The organism is Vibrio sp. 10N.222.55.C6, assembly GCF_041473395.1.
Classification (GTDB): domain Bacteria; phylum Pseudomonadota; class Gammaproteobacteria; order Enterobacterales; family Vibrionaceae; genus Vibrio; species Vibrio crassostreae_C.
Genome location: NZ_JBFRSD010000016.1, coordinates 111,381 through 130,404, shown reverse-complemented (window position 1 = coordinate 130,404; position 19,024 = coordinate 111,381). Strand labels below are relative to the sequence as shown.

Genomic DNA, 19,024 nt, shown 5'->3' with positions numbered 1-19,024 from the left:
AAAATGAAACCATAGCCAATTATTGTTGGAGGTATTTTGAAGTATTCAACAAGACCGGCTCAGTCATCAGATTATGAATTTCTGTTTGAGCTCAAGAAAGCCGCTGAGTTTGAACCGATCAAAGCCGTATTTGGCTGGGATGAGCAAATTCAACGAGATATACACGCCGAAGAGTGGGCAGAAGAACGACCTGAAATCATTGAATATCAAGGCAAGGCGATTGGCAGTGTGTTGTTGCAAGACAAAGGCGAACACTTCTATTTTTGCCGATTCTTCTTACTGCCTGATTATCATGGAAAGGGCATTGGTAGCCAAGTACTGAAAGATTGCTTAACTAAGGCTGACAGCCTCAATAAACCCGTCGAACTTTGTTACCTAAAAGGTAATCGAGTTGGGGAGTTGTACTTGAGGTTTGGCTTTGAAATCACCTCTCAGAACGAGCAGTTTGTCTATATGTGGCGTAAATAGACACTCATTCAAAATGATCACACCGTGTCGGTAACTTGATAGGCACCTGACACTTATCTAACGTAAAACCTTGTAAAGCTCCCTATGCTTGATGACTAAGCGATTACACTTAGAAAAGATCGAGCGTAAGGGAGTGTGCAATGAATTATTACCCGACTTCAAAAATCGTGGGTGAACAAAGGTTTGGCTTTGGGCCAAAACTAGGTCAAACAACCTATTATTCTCCTGTAGAACAGTTGGATAAAAAGCCATTCGTTCACCAAGCTATACAAGACTTACCGAGTACTGAATCTACTCTGATTAAAGTAGGAGAGAATCGTGTACAACGAATGAAGGCCAAGGGTGACGAACAACAGATGCAAGCCACGAAGAAAGAAGCGCAGTCTTTTCTTCGAACGCAGTATCGACAACAAGCTCAAGCTCGCCACCTACAAAGTGTTGAAACTCCTTATGGTTTTCAAGAGCGCATCATTCAGTTTTGGAGCAATCACTTCGCCATCTCGGTCGATAATCGAAAACTGATGCCCTTGGCCGCCAGCATTGAAAACGATGTGGTTCGCCAGCATTGGAATGGTAACTTTGGCGAGATGCTGATGGCTTCTTCTAAACATCCTGCGATGCTTCTGTATCTCGATAATCAACTCTCGATTGGTCCCAATTCAAAAGTCGGAAAGCGCCGTAATAAGGGGCTCAATGAGAACCTCGCTCGTGAGATCTTAGAACTCCACACTCTTGGCGTTGACGGTTCTTATACTCAGCAAGATGTTATTGCTTTAGCAAAAGGCATTTCAGGCTGGGGCATTAAATTCAAATCTCCTGATGCTGGTTTTCGATTCGCTAATAATCTGCATGAGCCAGGAAGTATCACACTGCTTGGAAAGTCCTATTCTCAATCCGGGGTCTCGCAAGGAGAGTCGTGTTTAAAAACCTTAGCGACCCACAAAGACACTGCTGCGCACTTGGTTGATAAGCTTTGCCAGCATTTCATTGGCGACATATCTAAAGAACTCTCAGAGCAAATGGTTGCTGAATATCTGAAAGGCGAGGGAGATTTACTGCCTATCTATCGCTTGTTATTGAACAGCGCTGAGGCGAGTAAACCTAACCCTAATCGTTTTAGACCGCCGAAGGAGTGGCTGTTTGCCGTTCTTCGTAGTGCCGATATTTCTTTAAACGAGAAACAGGCATTCAATGCACTCAACAATTTAGGGCAGCCTCCTTTTAAACCGGGTTCACCTGCAGGCTGGTCGGATCAAGACAGAGACTACAATAGCCCTTCGGCGTTGACTCAACGTATGCAAGTTGCGAATAGGCTTGCGTCTGCTGCAATAAAATCGGCTAAAGCGTCAGGAGTTAAGCCGAAAGCGGTAGTGGATAAAGTGATCGCGGGTTTATATGGCGATGCTATTGATGAACACACCCAAATTGTATTGAACAAAGCCGACAGCGCTGCAATGCAACTTTCCCTGTTGTGGCTAAGTCCGCAGTTTCAATATCGTTAGGAGTGGGTATGAAAAAGTCAGATTGTTCTCAGAATAAAGCGCCACATAGTATTAACCGCCGCCAGTTCATGGGTATTGCGGCGGCTGTTGGCGTCAGTGCGATGCTGCCATTTCCAAGCTTTGCCAAAACAGGTTCAGACAATATCTTCATTTGGGTATCACTGCGTGGCGCGATGGATGGTTTAAATGTTGTAGTGCCGCATGCCGATCCGGATTACTCTAATTTGAGACCCAACATCGGATTAAAACCTGAACAGCTAGTGAAGTTGGATGATTTCTTTGGGCTTCACCCATCCCTAAAGCAATGCCATCAATGGTATGAGAGTAACGAACTCAGCTTTGTACACGCTTGTTCAACCGCTTATCGCGAGCGCTCACATTTTGATGGACAGAAGATATTGGAGAATGGCACTTCCGACCCGTTTAACACCGTAGGGTGGATTAACCGTTTACTCACGTTGAGCTCAGAAAAATACGATGGAATAGCGATTGATTCGGGCTTACCACTCATCATGCAGGGCGAATCGACCGTTGCAAGTTGGTACCCAAACCGCTTAAAAACACGTGATAAACAAACGGAACTGCTGGAAGAGTTGTTTCAAAGTGACCAAATGCTGTCTTCAAACTTTGAAAGTGTCATGAAGATAGATCAACTGGTAGGCGACCAAGGTGTCGGCAAACAGTTTAAATCATTGATGGGTAAAACAGGCGACATATTGTCGGCTGATAACGGACCAAACATCGCAGCGTTAGAACTCGGTGGGTGGGACACTCACGCCAATCAAGGCAACGTAAATGGACGGTTGAGTAATCAGCTTAAAACTTTGGATGTTGGGTTAGCGGCTCTCAAAGCTTCACTAGGTGATCGTTGGCAGAAGACAGTGATCATCGCGGCCAGTGAATTTGGTCGAACAGCAAAAGAAAACGGCACCAAAGGCACCGACCATGGCACTGGCAACGTCATGTTTGTTGCGGGTGGTGCGCTGCCATCGTTGAAAGGAGCGGGTGGTAAGGTTATTACCAATTGGCCGGGCTTGAGCCAAAGCCAGCTATATGAAGGCCGAGACCTTAGTCCAACGACTGATATGCGTTCGGTTATCAAGGGTGTGCTCAACCGACATTTATCGATAGAAGTGAAACAACTCAACGCTATCTTCCCTGATAGTGCCGATATTAGACCGATGAATCTTGTTTAGAGTTTTACCAAGACCCAGTTAGATGCGATTCAGTCGTTTGAATCGCTCTCTATTTGTGACTCGCTTGTTTACGATTTAATCGCCAACAGTGCTCCGAACGTCACTAAGCCAAATCCACATGCTTGATTAAGCCTTTTCTTTGCTCTCAATAGATGCTTTTGCAATGTATTCGAAGTAAACAGCATAGCGACAACGCCAAACCATAAACCGTGAAGAACGATCATGTAAAGCCCATAGCCGAGCGCGACATGCTGGTTTTCTGCATCAGGTGAGATGACTTGGCTGAAGATGCTCAAAAAGAACAACATGGTTTTTGGGTTGAGCACGTTACATAAGAAGCCTTGGGCTAAATAGCGCCAAACACTGGTGCTTTGCTTTGCATCTTCCATCGGTGCAAGCTTGTTGTCCGCACTCAAGATACCTTTTAGCCCTAGATAAATAAGGTAGGTTGCACCTGCGTATCTAATCATGTCAAACAGCTGCTCATTCTGTGAGATTAAGTAACTGATCCCAAGCATTGAATAACTGATGTGAGCACAAATCGCTAAACTCACACCGATTGCAGTCCAAATCCCTGCTTGTCTTCCTTGGTTGACACTGTTTTTCAAAACTAAAACGAAATCAGCGCCTGGGCTGATAACAATCAATAGTCCCAATACTGCTAGGATTAACCACTCCATAATGACTCCAACTCTTTATATTTGATGAGCCAGCATTGTATGGTTTTTTATTGCTGCCTATAATCGAAATGAATTCCACCTATCTGTGAGAAAAAATCACACATGAGACATTTGAAAGCATTTCATATTTTCCACGTAGCAGCGCATTCGAGTAGTTACAGTGAAGCGGCGGATAAACTCAATATCACACATGGCGCGGTGAGTAAGCAGATCAAGGTATTGGAAAATCACTTATCCCAAGTTTTGTTCTACAAACAGGGCAGGAATGTGTGTCTCACCAAAGAAGGGGAATTACTCAAAGGTTACACAGAGCAAGCGTTCCAAGCCTTGGAGACTGGAGTCCATAAGCTTAATCAGCTGAATCATCAAGCGTTGGAAGTTTCATGCGAACCCACATTGACCATGCGTTGGTTAATGCCTCGACTCGGTGATTTCTATAACGAATCCGGAATTGATGTTCGATTGTCGACTGCTGGTGGGCCTGTGAACTTGAATACGACAGGGCTCGATATGGCGATTCGCCGAGATGACTTTAAATTAACCGAGCGTTACGAACAGATACCGCTAGTTGAAGAGTGGGTAGGCCCTGTGTGTTCCCCGGGTTATTGGCAGCAGGTAAAAGATAACTTAGATGATGTGAAATTACTGCACAGCAGTACACGGCCAGGTGCTTGGAGTCATTGGGGTGCTATCACTATAGATAAAGTTAATGGTGGAGAGTGGTCAAAAGCTCGAGCGAACCAAACATTTGCACACTTCTACTTTTGCTTTCAGGCGGCTGTCGATGGGTTAGGCATAGCGCTTGGGTCTTATCCACTTGTCGCCGACGATCTTGAAAGAGGTAACTTGATCGCGCCGTTTGGCTTCGTACCTTCTGGTCACCAGTACATATTGCTCACGCAAGATAGCAACCATGAAGAGCCAGAAAGCCCGTTTGTTGTTTGGCTGAAGAATGAGTTATCGCAGTGTGTTCCAACTTTATAGGAACGACATCCGACCTAGAAGTGTGCTTGTCTTATGTCAGGCTCTAGTTCGTTGTTGTGGAAATCACTCAATAGGCAAAGACAGCACGCCACCATTGAGTTCGACTTGTTTTAGCCATTCGGTTGGAATTTCGCCATCTCCTTCGTAGAAACACGCCGCTAATACCGCGCCAATTACAATCGCACGACCGCAGCTGTCACCACCACATAAGATGTTGTCGCGAATGCCTTGTTGATAACTCTGAGCACCTGCAATAATGCGAATCAGCAAGGGGAACGCGGCACTCAGTTCACAATGCAATCCAAACTTCTTCGCGGCATCTGTAATCGAAAGCTCAGGATCAGCCAGTGCTTCGTCGATTTGATCGTGTATGAACTTGCTACAAGTTTGTCGCACCATTTCTACCGATTGCAGTGGAGAGTTGCCTTGAATTGCCGCTTGAACCAATAAGGTGATGGCTTGTGCCCATTCCACGGCTTTGTCGTTGTTGTTGGTCACTCGTACCGCACTCTCTACCATTGCCGGTAAGGTGTGAGAGGTGTAAGTACACGCCACTAAAGGAATTAGCTTTGAAACAGCAGGTAGCTGGGTGTCATCAGCGCCACAGGCTGTGATTGGAGCTTCTGTTAGCTCTAGTTTATGTATGTTCAGCAAGCTCATACGAGTCGCTTTATCAATGTAACCTTGCCAACTGCCACCAAAATCAAACCAGAAACGGAAGTGCTTAATGTAACTCGCTTCGTCGTAGTGTTGATTATCGGCTAGGCTATCGACCATCGCCAATAACTGAGCACCGTATTGTGATTGGTCGCCAGCGGTTTTACCTTGGTGGGCGAAGTAGCCTTTGTCTTGATAATCGAACTGGTTTGGTGAGCGAAATTCTGGTTCAAAACCCGCCACGTGCAAGATCCTCTCTTGGTCATACAACCAATGCAGCCCCATGGAAGCGGCGTCTCCAACCAATGCGCCGACAACGGCGTAAAAAGCTCTTTCTTTATGATTGTCCATGTTGAGCGATGTCCTTGAGAAGAATCAACGTAGTTCGATACGTTAAGTATAGTGATTAGACGAGTATTTTGCTGTGTTTCTAAGAATAAATATGAAGGAATAAATCCTGATTGGTCAATAACTTAAACCAATCAGGTAAAATGGATAAGGGCGATGAATAGTCTGGTGAATTCGTATTTTTGATTGGTGGTGTTATTGATGGTTGAGATAGGCACTAGAGCGCTGCTCAATCACTTTGAAAAGACGTGAAAGCGCAAAGCACAAAGCAAAATATACGAAGCCAACAATGAGCCAGATCTCAAAGATCAAACCTGAAGAGTTTGCCATTTCAGTACCAACAAACGTCATCTCTTGGATAGAAATCAGAGACACAATCGACGTGTCTTTAACCAAGGAGATTGCTTGGCCAGCCAAAGGCGGTGTGATGGCCGTTAATACTTGCGGGCCAACCACAAATCGATACTTAGACAACGCCGATAAGCCGAGTGAATCGGCCGCTTCCCATTGCCCTTTAGGAATACTTTCTAAGCCAGCTCGAATCACTTCTGCGATGTAAGCCGAAGAGAGCAAACCAATACAGATAACACCAGACGCCAAGTTTTCCCAAAGGTTAGCAGGACCAAACAGAAAGGCTTGAACAGCGTTAATCTCGCCGTTGTGTTCACGTAAGATACTTTCTAAACCAAGTAATGGAATCAGTTGGTTAGAAACGAAGAAATAGAATATGAAGACAAAAACCAGTGGTGGAATATTTCGAACCAGTTGGATAAAAATCAGTGCAGGCGTACGAAAGAAAGCAATTTTAGAGTGCCTAGCAACGCCAAGTAATGTGCCAAAAGAGAGTGCTAAAACCATGCTCCAAACACTCAAGCGCAGTGTCGCGATCAAGCCTTGGAAAAAGTAAGGAATATTGCCTTGAGAAGGCGGAATGAAAATCAGGGTAAACGCATCTTCCCAGCGCCAATGGTAGTTAATACCAACAGCGGAACGATAATAAAGCCAACCTGCGAACGCGAAAATGATCGCAAACAACACTCCATCTAATAGATTGAGGCGTTGATACCAAGGCTTCGTGTGAAGGTTGGGCTTGGGCGTTGATAATGCGCTAGTACTACTCACGTCATTCCTGTTTAAACAATGATAATTAATATGCTGTGAGAGTGGCTATGAGTTTATAGCTATCTCGGGTGTTTCTTAAAAGACAGTACCAGCAAGGTACTGCCTTGATTGGTTCTTTAGCGTCTAATTGGCAGTTGATTACTGACCTTGAGCAATCTGGTCTTGCCAATCTAGAGTAGAGAACCAGTACTCGTAACGCTCTTTCAACCAACCGTCTTCAGTACGTGCTTTGATCCACTCGTTGAAGAATTCTGTCTTGTCAGTTTCACCTAGGCGAACTGCAAATGCTTCATTACCTTTTGATAGGCGTTCTTCGAATGGAATAAATAGCGTGTCTGCGTTTTTAATCGCTTCATGTTCTGGTTTCGGGCTAGACGCGATCACCGCGTGCGCGTTGCCGTTTAACACTTCTTGGAATGCTTGAGCATCGTCATCGAACTGTAGAACTTTCGCTTTAGGGAAGGTTTCACGAGCCACTTGAACTGTGAACGCACCACGACGCGCAGCGATTTTTACACGGCGAGAATCAAAATCAGAGATTTGTGTAAAACCTTCTGCTAGCTCTTTATTCGCTGCCAGTTGGACGCCGGAGTGCGAGTAAGGTTCAGTGAACAATACGCTTTTAGCGCGAGCTTCAGTGATAGACATACCGCCAATGATTACATCAAACTTGTTCGAAAGTAGAGAAGGGATGATGCCGTCCCATGCCGTAGGAACGAACTCGACTTTCCAACCCGAATCTTCGGCAAGGCGTTTCGCCACGTCGATTTCAAAGCCAACAAGATCGCCTTGTTTGTTACGCATCGCCCAAGGAACAAACGTCGACATACCAACGCGTAGAGAGCCACGTTCGTTGATTTTGTCTAGGTTAGGCGTTTCAGAAGCAAGAGCAGGCAAACTGACGGCAAGCGCAAGTAGGGCTGTAATTGCGGTTTTAAATAGCTTCATGCTGATAAATCCTTATTGTGTTCGCCAGTTAGCTCCGAGCTTATGCTCAAGCCAAGCAGCAACGGCAGAAAGTGAAAGTGTAAGAGCAAGATAAATGATCGCCACAGAGAACCAAATCTCGAATGGCATCGCGGTTTCAGAAACGATGTTTCTGGCTTCAGTCGTCAGGTCAAAAATAGCCATGACACTCACAATTGAAGAGTTTTTAATAAGAGAGATCACTTCATTGGTCAAAGGTGGCAAGGTGCGTTGCACCACCTGAGGAAGAATCACATCCCAGTAAGTATAGGTCTTTGAGAAGCCCAAGGATTGAGCTGCTTCAAATTGTCCTCTCGCAATACCATTTAAACCAGCACGAAATATCTCGGCGGTGTAAGCGCCTTGGAAAAGTGCCAAGGCTAAAACGGCAGTACTAAAGCGATCGAGCCCTAATACGGGGCCAAATACAAAATAGAGCAAATAAATTTGTACTAATAACGGCGTGTTACGAATCAACTCAACATAGCTGGTGGCTAAGGTGCGTCCAACCACCGAATTGGAGTTTCTCAATAGGGCTGTGGTTAAGCCAATCACCAGCGTTGCAACCAAAGAAATCAAAGAGATATTGATGGTAACTAGTAGCCCTTCAACTAATTCTGCAGGCCACCATTCACCATCTTCATAGAAAGCAATATAGTCCGGCACACGCTCCCATTGCCAGCTGTATCCCATGGTTTGTGCGCCAGAATCGAGAATCCAGACAACAGCGGCCACTAGTACAACAATTTGTATTAGAGCGGAAAGGGCTGGTTTAATAATTCGAATCAACATCAATAAGTCAGGATCTGATTTAGGAACGCTTGAGTACGTTCATGTTGAGGGTTTTCAAAGAGCGCTTGTGGGGTATTCGATTCCACAATTTGTCCTTCATCCATGAAGATAACGCGGTCGGCCACTTGTTTTGCAAAGCCCATTTCGTGGGTGACACACACCATGGTGATGCCTTCGCTCGCCAGTTCAACCATCACATCGAGTACTTCGTTGATCATCTCCGGATCAAGCGCTGAAGTGGGTTCATCGAACAAGAGTAATTCCGGCTTCATACACAGAGAACGGGCGATAGCCACTCGTTGTTGCTGACCGCCAGAAAGTTGTACAGGATATTTGTTGGCTTGTTCAGCGATGTGTACGCGCTCGAGATAGTGCATTGCAATCTTCTCGGCTTCTCGTTTGCTTTTTTTAAGCGTACGAATAGGCGACAGAGTTAGGTTTTCGAGCACGGTAAGATGGGGGAATAAATGAAAATGCTGAAACACCATTCCGACTTGGCCAGGTGTGTTAAATTTACTCGGAAGTACTTGTTCTAACACGCAAAGCTCGCCACTTTCGAAAGGTTCTAGCTGATTGATACAACGGATTAAGGTTGATTTGCCCGAACCTGATGGCCCGCAAATCACCACTATCTCTCCTTGTTCAATATTTAAATCGATATCCTTTAGGGCATGAAAATCACCATACCACTTGTTAAGTGACTTAAACTTAACCATTTCCTTGAGATTGTTCAAATCGTTGTTCATACCTAGTAAAGAGACAGGTTTACCTTACCAATATAGAAATCTGAATGCACATAAAATTAAGGACTTATGAGAATTTAATAGCATCTTGTAGGGCAAATTAAAAAGCAGCGCCCAAAATGAACGCTGCTTCTGTTGTACGAAAGAAAAAAGTAATGGGTTCAGTCAGATGTGAAAATTCATCGTTGTATGACCAATATCTTTACTTTCTCTCTATTTTCCCGATTCTTAGTGAATCGCAGACTCTAGAATCTCACGTGTTTTCTCTGGCGTGATTGCTTGGTTCTCACCAAGTTGTAGGTAGCCGTGTGATTCAAGTTGAGCAACAACATTGTCAATCGCCGTTGCTTTGTTTGTTTCGTAGCCGTCGAACATGGTTGCTACGTCTAGGCTGTGGTAGAACGCTTCGATTGCAGCGATTGTGCGTTCTGCTAAATCAGCACCCGCTTCTAAGCCAAATACGTTACGACCCATTTGCTCTAGCTTGCCACGTTTCGCTTCGATTTGGTTACGAAGTAGTGAAGGTTGAACAATCGCAAGCGAACGTGCGTGGTCTACGTGCCATAGTGCAGTGAATTCGTGGCCAATCATGTGAGTTGCCCAATCTTGAGGAACACCTGTACCAATCAGGCCGTTAAGCGCTTGGTTTGCTGTCCACATTAGGTTTGCACGCCATGCATCGTTGTGACGCTCGTCGTATTGCTTACCCAGTACAAGTAGGTTCTTAAGCAGTGTTTCTGCGTAACCGTCTTGAACCATTGCGTCTGTTGGCATCGTGATGTATTGCTCACATACGTGAACCCACGCATCAACTAATCCGTTGATCAGCTGGCGCTCAGGTAGAGACTTCATTACATCTGGGTCCATAACCGCAAACTTAGGCTGTACTGCAGGGTTAAGGAAAGCAAGCTTCTCTTGAGTGGCTTTACGCGTGATTACCGCACCCATGTTAGATTCAGAACCTGTCGCAGGAAGTGTCAGTACCGCACCGATTGGCGTCGCTTCAGTTACTTGGTGTTTGCCCGTTAGGATGTCCCAACCGTCGCCGTCATATTTAGCCGCTGCAGCAACGTACTTAGAGCCGTCGATTACTGAACCACCGCCAACAGCGATAATGAATTCTACGTTTTCTTCTTTAACAAGAGCGACTGCTTTGTCTAGCGTCTCTTTGGTAGGGTTTGCTTCAACGCCAGAGAACTCGATCCAAGAGTGATCTTTCAAAGATTCTACAACTTGGTCGTAAACACCGTTGCTCTTGATTGAACCGCCACCATAGATGACCAGTACTTTCTTCGAAGTATCAACCGCTTGGCTGATAGCGTTGATTTGGCCTTGGCCGAAATGGATAACAGTAGGGTTAACGTAAGTAAATTGCATCAGAGATTCCTTGTGTAAAGCGAAATTTGTTATTTTGGTTTATTGCTCAATTTCTATATTTGCATATTAGTACAGTAATCTAGGTCAATGAAGAGCTGTTCCTCCAAATAAATTGCCTATTTCTACAAACTTGATATTCTTCCTCTGCTTTAGCTTACTTACTCTTAGCACTTGGAATGGAAAGTCGCCACTTATGAAAACACTCGCTCAGTTGTTACAGTCATATGTAGAACACAAAGGTTGGGATGATCTCGAAGGGATCAGAGAAACTGAAATTAGCGGCGTGTGGTTGTATAGAAGCAGTGGAGGGAATCAGCGTCAGCCATTTACTTACCAGTCTGGCATTATCATGCTCGGACAGGGTAAAAAGAACATCTACATTGGCGAAAGGCCAGTGACTTACGCTGCAGGTGATTATCTTGTGGTGGGTGTGCCAATGCCGTTAGAGTGCGAAGCCTTGCCTGTTAATGGTGAACCATTGCTTGGCTTGTCGATTAGCATTGATTCTCAACGCTTGCATAGCTTAGTCAAAAAGCTCGAAGATCAAGGCTTCTTAGAGAGCTACTGCAATAAGCACAAACAGAATTCTAGCGGCTTAGAATCCACGCCGATGGAAGAGCAAATGCTAGAAAGTTTTACTCGATTGGTGAAAATGCTGCATTGCGACATCGAAGCCAACATATTGGGTGATGCCATGGTCAGCGAAATTGTCTACCGTGCCTTAACCGGTTCAGAAGGGCGAGTGCTGTTTGATTTGGCCCATCATGACGGCCATTACGCACGTGTCGCCAAAGCGCTGTCTAAAGTGCATGAAGAGTACGACCAAACCATCACCGTTCAATCGCTTGCTGACGAAGCCAACATGAGCGTGTCTGCCTTCCACAATGCATTCCGTAATGTCACCTTTGAATCACCTCTTCAATACTTGAAAAAGGTTAGACTTAATAAAGCCAAAGAGCTGATTCAACTAGAAGGCCTTCGTATTAATGATGCTGCACGTCGAGTCGGTTACTCCAGCCCATCTCAATTTAGCCGCGAATTTAAGCGCCACTTCAATACTACTCCAAGAGCGGTTTAGTTCTTCTTTCAACGAAACTATGTGTTGAGAGCTATAATGCCAAAAGCTATGGTGACGATTGCTCATATTTGTTGAATTATATGAGTAAATGTATCTAATCATAGGCATTGTCAGATTGTAGGTATTTGATTCTCGAATATATTATTAACGTACTTATATAAAATAAGCTCTCGAAAATAATTAATTAAATAGCCTAAGAGTTTATGCACAGGTATAGGGGAGAAACTCACTAACTTAGCTATTAACGAAGTTTTAGTGTGAACAACCTATCAAACTGCATCTAAATTTCGTAAATTACTTATCACACTACTTGAGAGAGTATTCAGGATTATTGAATAGTTTAAAAATTAAAGAGAATTTAGCAGTTGATAAAGCCAAATGTGACGGATATTTAGTCGTGTGATGACTAATTATTCTGTAACTTGCTGATTTATAGTCACCTTAGAGTCTGACGGGTATCACGTTTACCCTAAAATAATTCACTTAACATGGCGCTACTTTAATCATTCTTCCAAATACGATTGTTAAATATAAATACGTATACCTATTTTATTAAAAGGATAATACCGATGAGTAGCGATATCATTAAAATTTCAAGAAACACTGAAAACGCACCAATTAATTCTGTATCTACACAAACGGTCGCTTTTTCTCATTATAATAACTTTTCTGCTCAACTTCCGATTGACCCTAAAACGGGTGAAATAGTCATCGGTGATATTAAAGATCAAGCAGCACAATGTTTGAATAATATTAAAGCGATTGTTGAAAGCATCGACCATGTTATGGATGATGTCGTGAAGATTAATGTTTTCGTTAAGAATATTTCTGATATCGATGCTATTGATGAAGTTTACAAAAGCTTCTTCCACAACAGTCTGCCAACACGCACTGTCGTGGGTGTCGCTGCACTGACAAACAGCGATGCGCTGGTTCAAATGGATGCTCTCATTTCTAACGGTGAAGGCACTAAACCACAAGCTCCTTGCGCGCTAATTAAGGTCTCAAGAAATACGGATAACGCACCTCAAAGTGCTGTGTCTACGCAGACTGCAGCCTTTTCTCACTACAACAATCTTTCAGCTCAGTTGCCTATAGATGTAGCCACAGGTGAGTTGGTTGATGGTGGTATCAAAGCGCAAACAGCGCAATGTCTATCAAACATTAAAGCTATTTTAGAAAGCATCGGACACGTCATGAATGATGTGGTTAAAACGACTATCTACCTAAAAAATATCGCAGATGCGGAAGTGGTAAATGAAGTATGTGCTAAATTCTTCCCAAGCTACGTTCCTGCTCGCACCGTTGTTAACGCAACTGAATTACTAATGGGTGCTTTAATTCAAATTGATACATCCATTTCACATGGCGACGGTACACCGCCGCAATTACCAGAAGACACTCGCTTACTGGTTATTGAAACCAATAATACTGTTTCTGCACCATTCATGCCTTATTCGCATACTGTTGCTTTCTCTCACTACAATCATATTTCAGCCCAATTACCTTTAGATCCGAAAACAAATGAAATCGTTGCTGGCGGGGTAAAAGAACAAGCGGAACAATGTTTAAACAATATTAAGGCGATAATTGAAAGCGTTGACCATAGCATGGACGATACGGTGAAAATTAATATTCAACTTAAGGATATTTCAGATATTGATGTGGTAAACGAAGTCTACACCACATTCTTTAATGCTGAGCTGCCTGCAAGAACGGTAGTAGGGGTTTCAGAAATCCCAATGAATGCTTTAGTACAAATTGATGCTGTCGTTTCTAACTGTGAAGGGACACCTCCACAAGACGTTGTTGCATAAATCAATTGAACCCTTCTCGATAATATCGATCAGATCTCGGTTTAGCTTCCAAATAGGGAGCAAACTCAACAGGCCGAGATCTGATCCGTTCACTTCATTACTCAAGTCCATCGAAGCGACACACCTAAGCTTATCCCGTAAACATGGTATTTATAAGGTTGAAGTGTTTTAATATGAAAAACAGACGCTTAACGTAATAAAGAAAACCAGTTTATGCAATTTCGAGCCATTTTACTGCTATGCCTTACCCTAATAGGGTGTTCGTCCAATCAAGAGTTGGTACCCGATCCAACAACCATCACGCTATTTTATGGTGATACATCCATCGCCGCAGGTGTTTTAGAGGATAAAACATTCAATTCAGTCCTTGCCGATAGGGTTGAAAGCGTTACGTTTTCGGGCTCAATATCAAAGAAAGACTCTGGCTATTTTGTCGATATGTTAGTGATTCGAGAAACAAAAGAGCCACGTTCAACACGACAGCTTAACACCTCGCTTCTAATGAAACCGGGAGAGTTAGTAGATGTTGGCGGCGTGAATAACGATGTGTTCAGGGTAATCCTCGAGTAACAAAAATAAAGTGTTCAATTAATCTGATTTTTTGCTTTACCTCAACCTAACTTCAAGTATTAAGCTTCTCTTACTGATTAAGAAGGAGCTTATTATGCAAAATAACTACGTAAAAGAACTCGCCGTTAAAACTTACCAAGAAGACCTTCAAAAAGAGTACGTTAGATCTAAAGCTCAGCCATTCCACGCCCCAAGTTTTATCGGTGGGGTGCTGTTGTCAGTTGTGCTGGTAGGACTGTTTTAATTTATGCAGAATTTCTGATCCATTGCCAACTCTCAACATATCTATTTGCTGCACTTTAATGGCTACGGCACAATCTCTTAGGTTGAATTGTGACGCTAATGTCGAGAGGAAGTGAAGTATGGCAAGTCCAAGAGTATTAAAGTCACAGATTACTGATATTACCTGTGGCGAGAATGTCACTATCATCGAGCCAAGTAACGTTTATGGCTGTGAGCTTAAAGATGATGTGTTCGTTGGCCCCTTTGTTGAGATTCAAAAGAACACCGTGATAGGTGCGAGAAGCAAGATTCAATCTCACACCTTTATCTGTGAGTATGTGACCATTGGAAGTGACTGCTTTGTTGGTCACGGAGTCATGTTTGCCAACGACTTATTCAAAGAGGGCAAGCCAGATCCTAATCCTGAAAGTTGGGGGCGTACCTTGATAGCTGACAACGTCACGATCGGTTCTAACGCTACGGTTCTGTCTGTCAGCATTTGCGAAGGTGCAGTAATCGGCGCGGGCAGTGTGGTAACGAAAGACATCACCGAAAAAGGTATCTACGCAGGTAACCCAGCCAAGAAATTGAGAGGTTTACCGTAACCGTATTAATAAGCCGTGGTTCATGAATCATAAGGTGCGGCTTTTTAGGGAAACAATAGAGTATTTGTCATGGATGTATTTTTACACTTACTTCAACCGAATGACGCGAGTGCGCTCTTGGATTTTGAGGTCGAAAATCGAGAGTGGTTTGAGCAATTTGTTCCAGCTAGGGAAGACCGTTTCTATTCCAATGAGGGTGTGGCCGAGCAAATCACTGACTTTCTGACTGAATATGAAAACGGAGAGATGATCCCTATGTTGATCAAAGACGCCAATGGCACTGTCTGTGGAAGAATCAACATTCGTGGTATTGACTGTAACCGTGAAAGTGGGGAGCTAGGGTATCGAGTAGGTCGTTCCTTTGCTTCAAAAGGCATTGCGTCTAACGCAGTAAAGCAGTTTCTACTCTATTTGGAGGAACAGACCAATCTTAAATATGTTGATGCCTATGCGTTAGTGGGCAATATCGGTTCCAACAAAATCTTATCCAATACCGGTTTTGAATTGGTCGAGTATGTTGAGAGCTACGCGGTGTTTAAAGGAGAACATCAAGATGCTAATTTTTATCGTAAGGTTTTAGCTGACTAGGTGACTATCAGTGCCTTATACATTAGAAGCTGGCAGCGTCCTTCTAGCCAGCTTCGAGTCTTTTTATTTAAAGGTTTAAGGTTACTTCTAGGTTTGGCCACTTCTAGATTTACGGTTACTTCTGAGGTTTGTTATGTTCGATTACGCTAATCGCGATAGCCAAAAACAGGATATCTTTCACTAGGAAGAAGTTAGTGACTAAGATGCCATCCGATACTTTCCAAGCGTTTGGCGTTGTAACCAGGAAGCTAAGTGTCACAACAAAGATAGCCGATGCAGCAATGCCTGAGTAGAAGGCAACTGTCGGTTTCTTAAATCCAACGATCAGTCCAATCGCGACAATGATCTCCGCGCCACCCACCATGTTAGACACAGCTTGGACTGAGAACAGATTGTAAAGCCAGTTCATTGCAGGATGGTTTGCGATTAAAGGCTCGATAAGCATTGCTTCGGTTGGCGTAAACTTGTAAATACCAATCCAAGCTAACACCAACGCTACGCCAATCACGCCTAGGTTATATCCCACATTACTCTGTTTTAAATCATAGGTTTGAACATGCATAAAAGTACTCAATTTAATAAACTCCCTGAATATGACCGCAATAGCTCAGATTAAATTTCGCATTGAGAATAATAATTAATATATTTATCTAAAAACTTAATAGGTAGCGACTTATTGTCTCGATAGGAACTCAAAGGCTAGTGATGTTGAGAACCAAAGCAATGGGTAGGCGATAGTGCTGTTCAAAAGGTAACGCGAGCTTTCTAATTTTTGTTTTCAATATTCATGATTTGGATTAGATTACGCTGATGTTCACCCTAATTATAAGAAGAGTATAACCAGTGAAAATTCATAGAATTAACCCGACCAAACGTTGGTCTGATGTAACTGTTTTTAACGGTATTGCAAGCTTTGTGGAAGTGGCAGAGACGGATACAACAGCAGGAATTAAGAGTCAGGTTCAGCAAATCTTCGAACAAGCCGAAGAAATGATGAGTTTGGTAGACAGCGACAAATCTCGCGTATTGTCAGTGACTATTTATCTCACGGATTTCGCTAACTTTGATGCACTCAATGAAGTTTGGGAAGCGTGGTTCCCTGAAGGCTGCGCGCCAAGCCGTGCATGCGTGAAAGCAGAACTTGCTAATCCTGAGCTACTGGTTGAGATGTCGTTTATGGTTGCTGCGGGTGAAAAGTTTCAATAAGCCGAACTATCGATTGAAATAAGCTTCGTAGATAGAAGTAACGAACAGATAAAACAAAGCCACTCAGGTGAATCACTTGAGTGGCTTTTTAGTGTTCTACGCTACCCGAAACTAAATCGGGTCAGGTATTAAGCGATACCTTGATCTCTTGCCATCTGCTTCGCGATCTTCGGCGCGTGCCATAGACACGGGAGCAAGATAAACGATACCGGAACCGCTGTGATTACAATGAACGACTGTAGAGCGGAGATGCCGCCTGAACCCATCGAGATAAGTGTGATCGCTACCGCACCCATGATGATACCCCAGAAGGTACGTACCGCTGCGTTTGGCTCTGTCGTACCCGTCATTACCACACTGATTGTGTAAGTCATTGAGTCACCTGTTGTCACGATGAACGTGGTCGTCAGGATCAGGAACAGAATTGCAATCAAAGTCGGGAACGGCAGTTGAGCGGTAATGGCCAGTAGCACAGCAGGAAGGTTAAAGCCTTCGAATGCACTAGAGATCACACCTGGGTTCTCTAATTCAAACGCTAAACCGCTACCACCAACGATGCTGAACCAGAAACACGTTACAAGCGGTGCAACGATGCTGATAGAAACGATCATTTGGCGAATAGTACGGCCACGTGAGATGCGAGCAATGAAGATAGCCATCATTGGGCCATAACCTAAGAACCAACCCCAGAAGAATACCGTCCAACCACCTAGCCACGCTGTATCTTGGCGGTATAGCGCCATTGGGATGAAGTTATCAACCATTTCGCCCATACCTTGCAGGTAGCCATCAACGATGAAGCTCGTTGGGCCAACAAGAAGGATGTAGCCGATTAGACACACAGACAAGATGATGTTGTAACGGCTTACCAGTTGGATACCTTTGTTCACGCCGCTCAAAGCAGAAAGCGTGTACATTGCGATAGCAAAGATAATAACGACACTTTGTGTAGCAAAGCTGTCGGAAATACCAAACAGTTCGCTTAGCGCGTAGCTGATTTGTAGGCCAAGGAAGCCGATAGGGCCGATAGTACCTGCGGCTACAGCCACGATGCTGCATGCGTCGACTACGTTACCAACCCAGCTGTTAATCGCTTTGTCGCCAAGTACTGGGTAAAGCAGCGTGCGAGGCTTAAGAGGAAGGCCTTTGTCGTAATGCAGATGCATTAACACGATAGAAGACAAGCCACCTAAGATTGCCCATGCAAGGAAACCCCAATGCATGAAAGATTGTGATAGAGCGTTAAACGCCATCGCTTGTGGATCAGTGTTGCCATAAAGTGGCGGAGCCGAAACAAAGTGAGCAATAGGCTCTGCGGCTGCCCAGAACACACCGCCGCCAGCTAGCAGCGTACATAGGACGATAGACATCCATTTGAAGGTGGTCATTTCAGGTAGGGCAAGCGTTCCTAAGCGAACGTGGCCGGTGCGACCTAGTGCAAGCACTAAACCGATAATGAAGTTGAGAAGTAGTAGGACTTGCCAGAAAGCACCGAACCACTTAGTTGAATAACTAAAGCCGATGTTTACAAGTTCGGACAACACGGAGGTGTTGGTGAAGGCTAGGATGACAAAGAGGGTTAAAAAACTGCCACTAAGCCAAAAGACTGGGTTTCCGAGTTCCAGTTTTTCACCCAAAGATTGAGCTTTATTGAAATCGATAGAAGTAGATTCTGCGTTGATGTTTTCGTTGGCGACTTGCGTCAAGTTGGACATTATTTCTTCGCTATATTTGGCTCTTTCGAGCCTATGTATTTCTCCCACACTTGCATTGTAAATGTGAGGTTCGTCAAAAAAATCCGCGATACTACCACAATTGTTAAGAAAAAGTGGGCAAATTTATAAAAGAAATCAGTTCTACGGCGAAATCAATCCCTTTTGGTTAGTTTTAAAACGAAATTTCAGAACGAACAAATAAAGCAGATATGAATAGAGTTTTGTAATTAAGGATACGAATTAGGCGATATTTTTTAGCGTACCGAAATAAATTTAATATTAGTTGTTCGTGCAAAATAAGTGTCGACTCATTGCATGCTATAAACAAATTAATGCGAGTCATTTTATAAATATCGAATATTTTAGGTGTTAAATTGGCACTGTTACC

The 19,024-nt window shown here is 43.8% G+C and carries 20 protein-coding genes; 11 read left to right on the top strand and 9 right to left on the bottom strand.

The genetic code is table 11. The features are described from left to right. Positions 1 to 36 precede the first annotated feature (36 nt). The 3 genes from AB4486_RS12875 (at position 37) to AB4486_RS12865 (ending at position 3,166) form a co-directional block, all read left to right on the top strand. Positions 37 to 468: a GNAT family N-acetyltransferase gene (locus tag AB4486_RS12875; RefSeq protein ID WP_017058964.1), complete on the top strand. Its 432-nt coding sequence runs from the start codon at positions 37 to 39 to the stop codon at positions 466 to 468. A gap of 140 nt (positions 469 to 608) precedes the next feature. Then, entirely contained in the window at positions 609 to 1,970 is a 1,362-nt protein-coding gene (locus tag AB4486_RS12870) for a DUF1800 family protein (RefSeq protein WP_017081500.1), read from the top strand. An 8-nt stretch (positions 1,971 to 1,978) separates the two neighbouring features. Next, positions 1,979 to 3,166 (top strand): DUF1501 domain-containing protein, encoded by a 1,188-nt coding sequence (locus AB4486_RS12865; RefSeq protein ID WP_102333476.1) that lies wholly within the window; start codon positions 1,979 to 1,981, stop codon positions 3,164 to 3,166. Positions 3,167 to 3,234: 68 nt separating this feature from the next. On the opposite strand, the gene AB4486_RS12860 is transcribed toward AB4486_RS12865, so the two are convergent. Continuing rightward, the gene (locus AB4486_RS12860) at positions 3,235 to 3,846 is read right to left on the bottom strand and encodes a LysE family translocator (RefSeq protein WP_102428566.1); all 612 of its coding nucleotides are present in this window, start codon (positions 3,844 to 3,846) and stop codon (positions 3,235 to 3,237) included. 102 nt (positions 3,847 to 3,948) lie between these two features. Between AB4486_RS12860 and AB4486_RS12855 the strand changes: the two genes are divergently transcribed. Next, positions 3,949 to 4,830 (top strand): LysR substrate-binding domain-containing protein, encoded by an 882-nt coding sequence (locus AB4486_RS12855; RefSeq protein ID WP_372117313.1) that lies wholly within the window; start codon positions 3,949 to 3,951, stop codon positions 4,828 to 4,830. Positions 4,831 to 4,893: 63 nt separating this feature from the next. Here the strand turns inward: AB4486_RS12855 and AB4486_RS12850 are convergent, their stop codons facing one another. From AB4486_RS12850 to AB4486_RS12825, 6 genes are all read right to left on the bottom strand, one after another. Further along, positions 4,894 to 5,838 (bottom strand): ADP-ribosylglycohydrolase family protein, encoded by a 945-nt coding sequence (locus AB4486_RS12850; protein ID WP_102320749.1) that lies wholly within the window; start codon positions 5,836 to 5,838, stop codon positions 4,894 to 4,896. A 192-nt stretch (positions 5,839 to 6,030) separates the two neighbouring features. Further along, positions 6,031 to 6,957 (bottom strand): amino acid ABC transporter permease, encoded by a 927-nt coding sequence (locus AB4486_RS12845; RefSeq protein ID WP_136975954.1) that lies wholly within the window; start codon positions 6,955 to 6,957, stop codon positions 6,031 to 6,033. Positions 6,958 to 7,095: 138 nt separating this feature from the next. Beyond that, positions 7,096 to 7,905, bottom strand: coding sequence for a transporter substrate-binding domain-containing protein (locus AB4486_RS12840; RefSeq protein ID WP_017067595.1), 810 nt, complete (start codon positions 7,903 to 7,905; stop codon positions 7,096 to 7,098). Positions 7,906 to 7,917: 12 nt separating this feature from the next. Next, the gene (locus AB4486_RS12835; RefSeq protein ID WP_372117311.1) at positions 7,918 to 8,715 is read right to left on the bottom strand and encodes an amino acid ABC transporter permease; all 798 of its coding nucleotides are present in this window, start codon (positions 8,713 to 8,715) and stop codon (positions 7,918 to 7,920) included. Continuing rightward, complete coding sequence (locus AB4486_RS12830) at positions 8,715 to 9,461, bottom strand: amino acid ABC transporter ATP-binding protein (protein ID WP_017078274.1); 747 nt, start codon at positions 9,459 to 9,461, stop codon at positions 8,715 to 8,717. Before AB4486_RS12830 ends, AB4486_RS12835 begins: the two co-directional genes overlap by 1 nt. A 225-nt stretch (positions 9,462 to 9,686) precedes the next feature. Further along, positions 9,687 to 10,835, bottom strand: a complete 1,149-nt coding sequence (locus AB4486_RS12825; RefSeq protein ID WP_372117309.1) for an iron-containing alcohol dehydrogenase — start codon at positions 10,833 to 10,835, stop codon at positions 9,687 to 9,689. Positions 10,836 to 11,028: 193 nt separating this feature from the next. Here AB4486_RS12825 and AB4486_RS12820 point away from each other — a divergent pair, with 193 nt between their 5' ends. The 6 genes from AB4486_RS12820 to AB4486_RS12795 all read left to right on the top strand — a co-directional run bounded on the left by AB4486_RS12820 (position 11,029) and on the right by AB4486_RS12795 (position 15,715). Further along, positions 11,029 to 11,913, top strand: a complete 885-nt coding sequence (locus tag AB4486_RS12820; RefSeq protein WP_372117308.1) for an AraC family transcriptional regulator N-terminal domain-containing protein — start codon at positions 11,029 to 11,031, stop codon at positions 11,911 to 11,913. A 569-nt stretch (positions 11,914 to 12,482) separates the two neighbouring features. Next, positions 12,483 to 13,730 carry a RidA family protein gene (locus tag AB4486_RS12815; protein ID WP_372117306.1) on the top strand — a complete coding sequence of 416 codons (1,248 nt, stop codon included), beginning with the start codon at positions 12,483 to 12,485 and terminating at the stop codon, positions 13,728 to 13,730. A gap of 213 nt (positions 13,731 to 13,943) precedes the next feature. Beyond that, on the top strand, positions 13,944 to 14,300 hold the full coding sequence (locus AB4486_RS12810) for a hypothetical protein (RefSeq protein ID WP_017062659.1): 357 nt from the start codon (positions 13,944 to 13,946) through the stop codon (positions 14,298 to 14,300). Between the two features lie 94 nt (positions 14,301 to 14,394). Then, positions 14,395 to 14,544: a hypothetical protein gene (locus tag AB4486_RS12805; protein WP_017062658.1), complete on the top strand. Its 150-nt coding sequence runs from the start codon at positions 14,395 to 14,397 to the stop codon at positions 14,542 to 14,544. A 118-nt stretch (positions 14,545 to 14,662) separates the two neighbouring features. Next, the gene (locus AB4486_RS12800) at positions 14,663 to 15,127 is read left to right on the top strand and encodes an acyltransferase (RefSeq protein WP_017062657.1); all 465 of its coding nucleotides are present in this window, start codon (positions 14,663 to 14,665) and stop codon (positions 15,125 to 15,127) included. Positions 15,128 to 15,196: 69 nt separating this feature from the next. Next, positions 15,197 to 15,715 (top strand): GNAT family N-acetyltransferase, encoded by a 519-nt coding sequence (locus AB4486_RS12795; RefSeq protein ID WP_372117304.1) that lies wholly within the window; start codon positions 15,197 to 15,199, stop codon positions 15,713 to 15,715. 115 nt (positions 15,716 to 15,830) lie between these two features. Here the strand turns inward: AB4486_RS12795 and AB4486_RS12790 are convergent, their stop codons facing one another. Then, positions 15,831 to 16,277 carry a DUF417 family protein gene (locus AB4486_RS12790; RefSeq protein WP_017062655.1) on the bottom strand — a complete coding sequence of 149 codons (447 nt, stop codon included), beginning with the start codon at positions 16,275 to 16,277 and terminating at the stop codon, positions 15,831 to 15,833. 281 nt (positions 16,278 to 16,558) lie between these two features. Between AB4486_RS12790 and AB4486_RS12785 the strand changes: the two genes are divergently transcribed. Further along, the gene (locus tag AB4486_RS12785; RefSeq protein WP_017062654.1) at positions 16,559 to 16,921 is read left to right on the top strand and encodes a RidA family protein; all 363 of its coding nucleotides are present in this window, start codon (positions 16,559 to 16,561) and stop codon (positions 16,919 to 16,921) included. 128 nt (positions 16,922 to 17,049) lie between these two features. On the opposite strand, the gene AB4486_RS12780 is transcribed toward AB4486_RS12785, so the two are convergent. Then, entirely contained in the window at positions 17,050 to 18,636 is a 1,587-nt protein-coding gene (locus tag AB4486_RS12780; protein WP_372117302.1) for a BCCT family transporter, read from the bottom strand. Positions 18,637 to 19,024: the final 388 nt, after the last annotated feature.

Bases quoted from the DNA above. Each gene is read 5' to 3' on its own strand.
- AB4486_RS12870 (WP_017081500.1), top strand. From the start codon at position 609: ATGAATTATTACCCGACTTCAAAAATCGTGGGTGAACAAAGGTTTGGC.
- AB4486_RS12865 (WP_102333476.1), top strand. From the start codon at position 1,979: ATGAAAAAGTCAGATTGTTCTCAGAATAAAGCGCCACATAGTATTAAC.
- AB4486_RS12860 (WP_102428566.1), bottom strand. From the start codon at position 3,846: ATGGAGTGGTTAATCCTAGCAGTATTGGGACTATTGATTGTTATCAGC.
- AB4486_RS12855 (WP_372117313.1), top strand. From the start codon at position 3,949: ATGAGACATTTGAAAGCATTTCATATTTTCCACGTAGCAGCGCATTCG.
- AB4486_RS12850 (WP_102320749.1), bottom strand. From the start codon at position 5,838: ATGGACAATCATAAAGAAAGAGCTTTTTACGCCGTTGTCGGCGCATTG.
- AB4486_RS12840 (WP_017067595.1), bottom strand. From the start codon at position 7,905: ATGAAGCTATTTAAAACCGCAATTACAGCCCTACTTGCGCTTGCCGTC.
- AB4486_RS12835 (WP_372117311.1), bottom strand. From the start codon at position 8,715: ATGTTGATTCGAATTATTAAACCAGCCCTTTCCGCTCTAATACAAATT.
- AB4486_RS12830 (WP_017078274.1), bottom strand. From the start codon at position 9,461: ATGAACAACGATTTGAACAATCTCAAGGAAATGGTTAAGTTTAAGTCA.
- AB4486_RS12825 (WP_372117309.1), bottom strand. From the start codon at position 10,835: ATGCAATTTACTTACGTTAACCCTACTGTTATCCATTTCGGCCAAGGC.
- AB4486_RS12820 (WP_372117308.1), top strand. From the start codon at position 11,029: ATGAAAACACTCGCTCAGTTGTTACAGTCATATGTAGAACACAAAGGT.
- AB4486_RS12815 (WP_372117306.1), top strand. From the start codon at position 12,483: ATGAGTAGCGATATCATTAAAATTTCAAGAAACACTGAAAACGCACCA.
- AB4486_RS12810 (WP_017062659.1), top strand. From the start codon at position 13,944: ATGCAATTTCGAGCCATTTTACTGCTATGCCTTACCCTAATAGGGTGT.
- AB4486_RS12805 (WP_017062658.1), top strand. From the start codon at position 14,395: ATGCAAAATAACTACGTAAAAGAACTCGCCGTTAAAACTTACCAAGAA.
- AB4486_RS12800 (WP_017062657.1), top strand. From the start codon at position 14,663: ATGGCAAGTCCAAGAGTATTAAAGTCACAGATTACTGATATTACCTGT.
- AB4486_RS12795 (WP_372117304.1), top strand. From the start codon at position 15,197: ATGGATGTATTTTTACACTTACTTCAACCGAATGACGCGAGTGCGCTC.
- AB4486_RS12790 (WP_017062655.1), bottom strand. From the start codon at position 16,277: ATGCATGTTCAAACCTATGATTTAAAACAGAGTAATGTGGGATATAAC.
- AB4486_RS12780 (WP_372117302.1), bottom strand. From the start codon at position 18,636: ATGTCCAACTTGACGCAAGTCGCCAACGAAAACATCAACGCAGAATCT.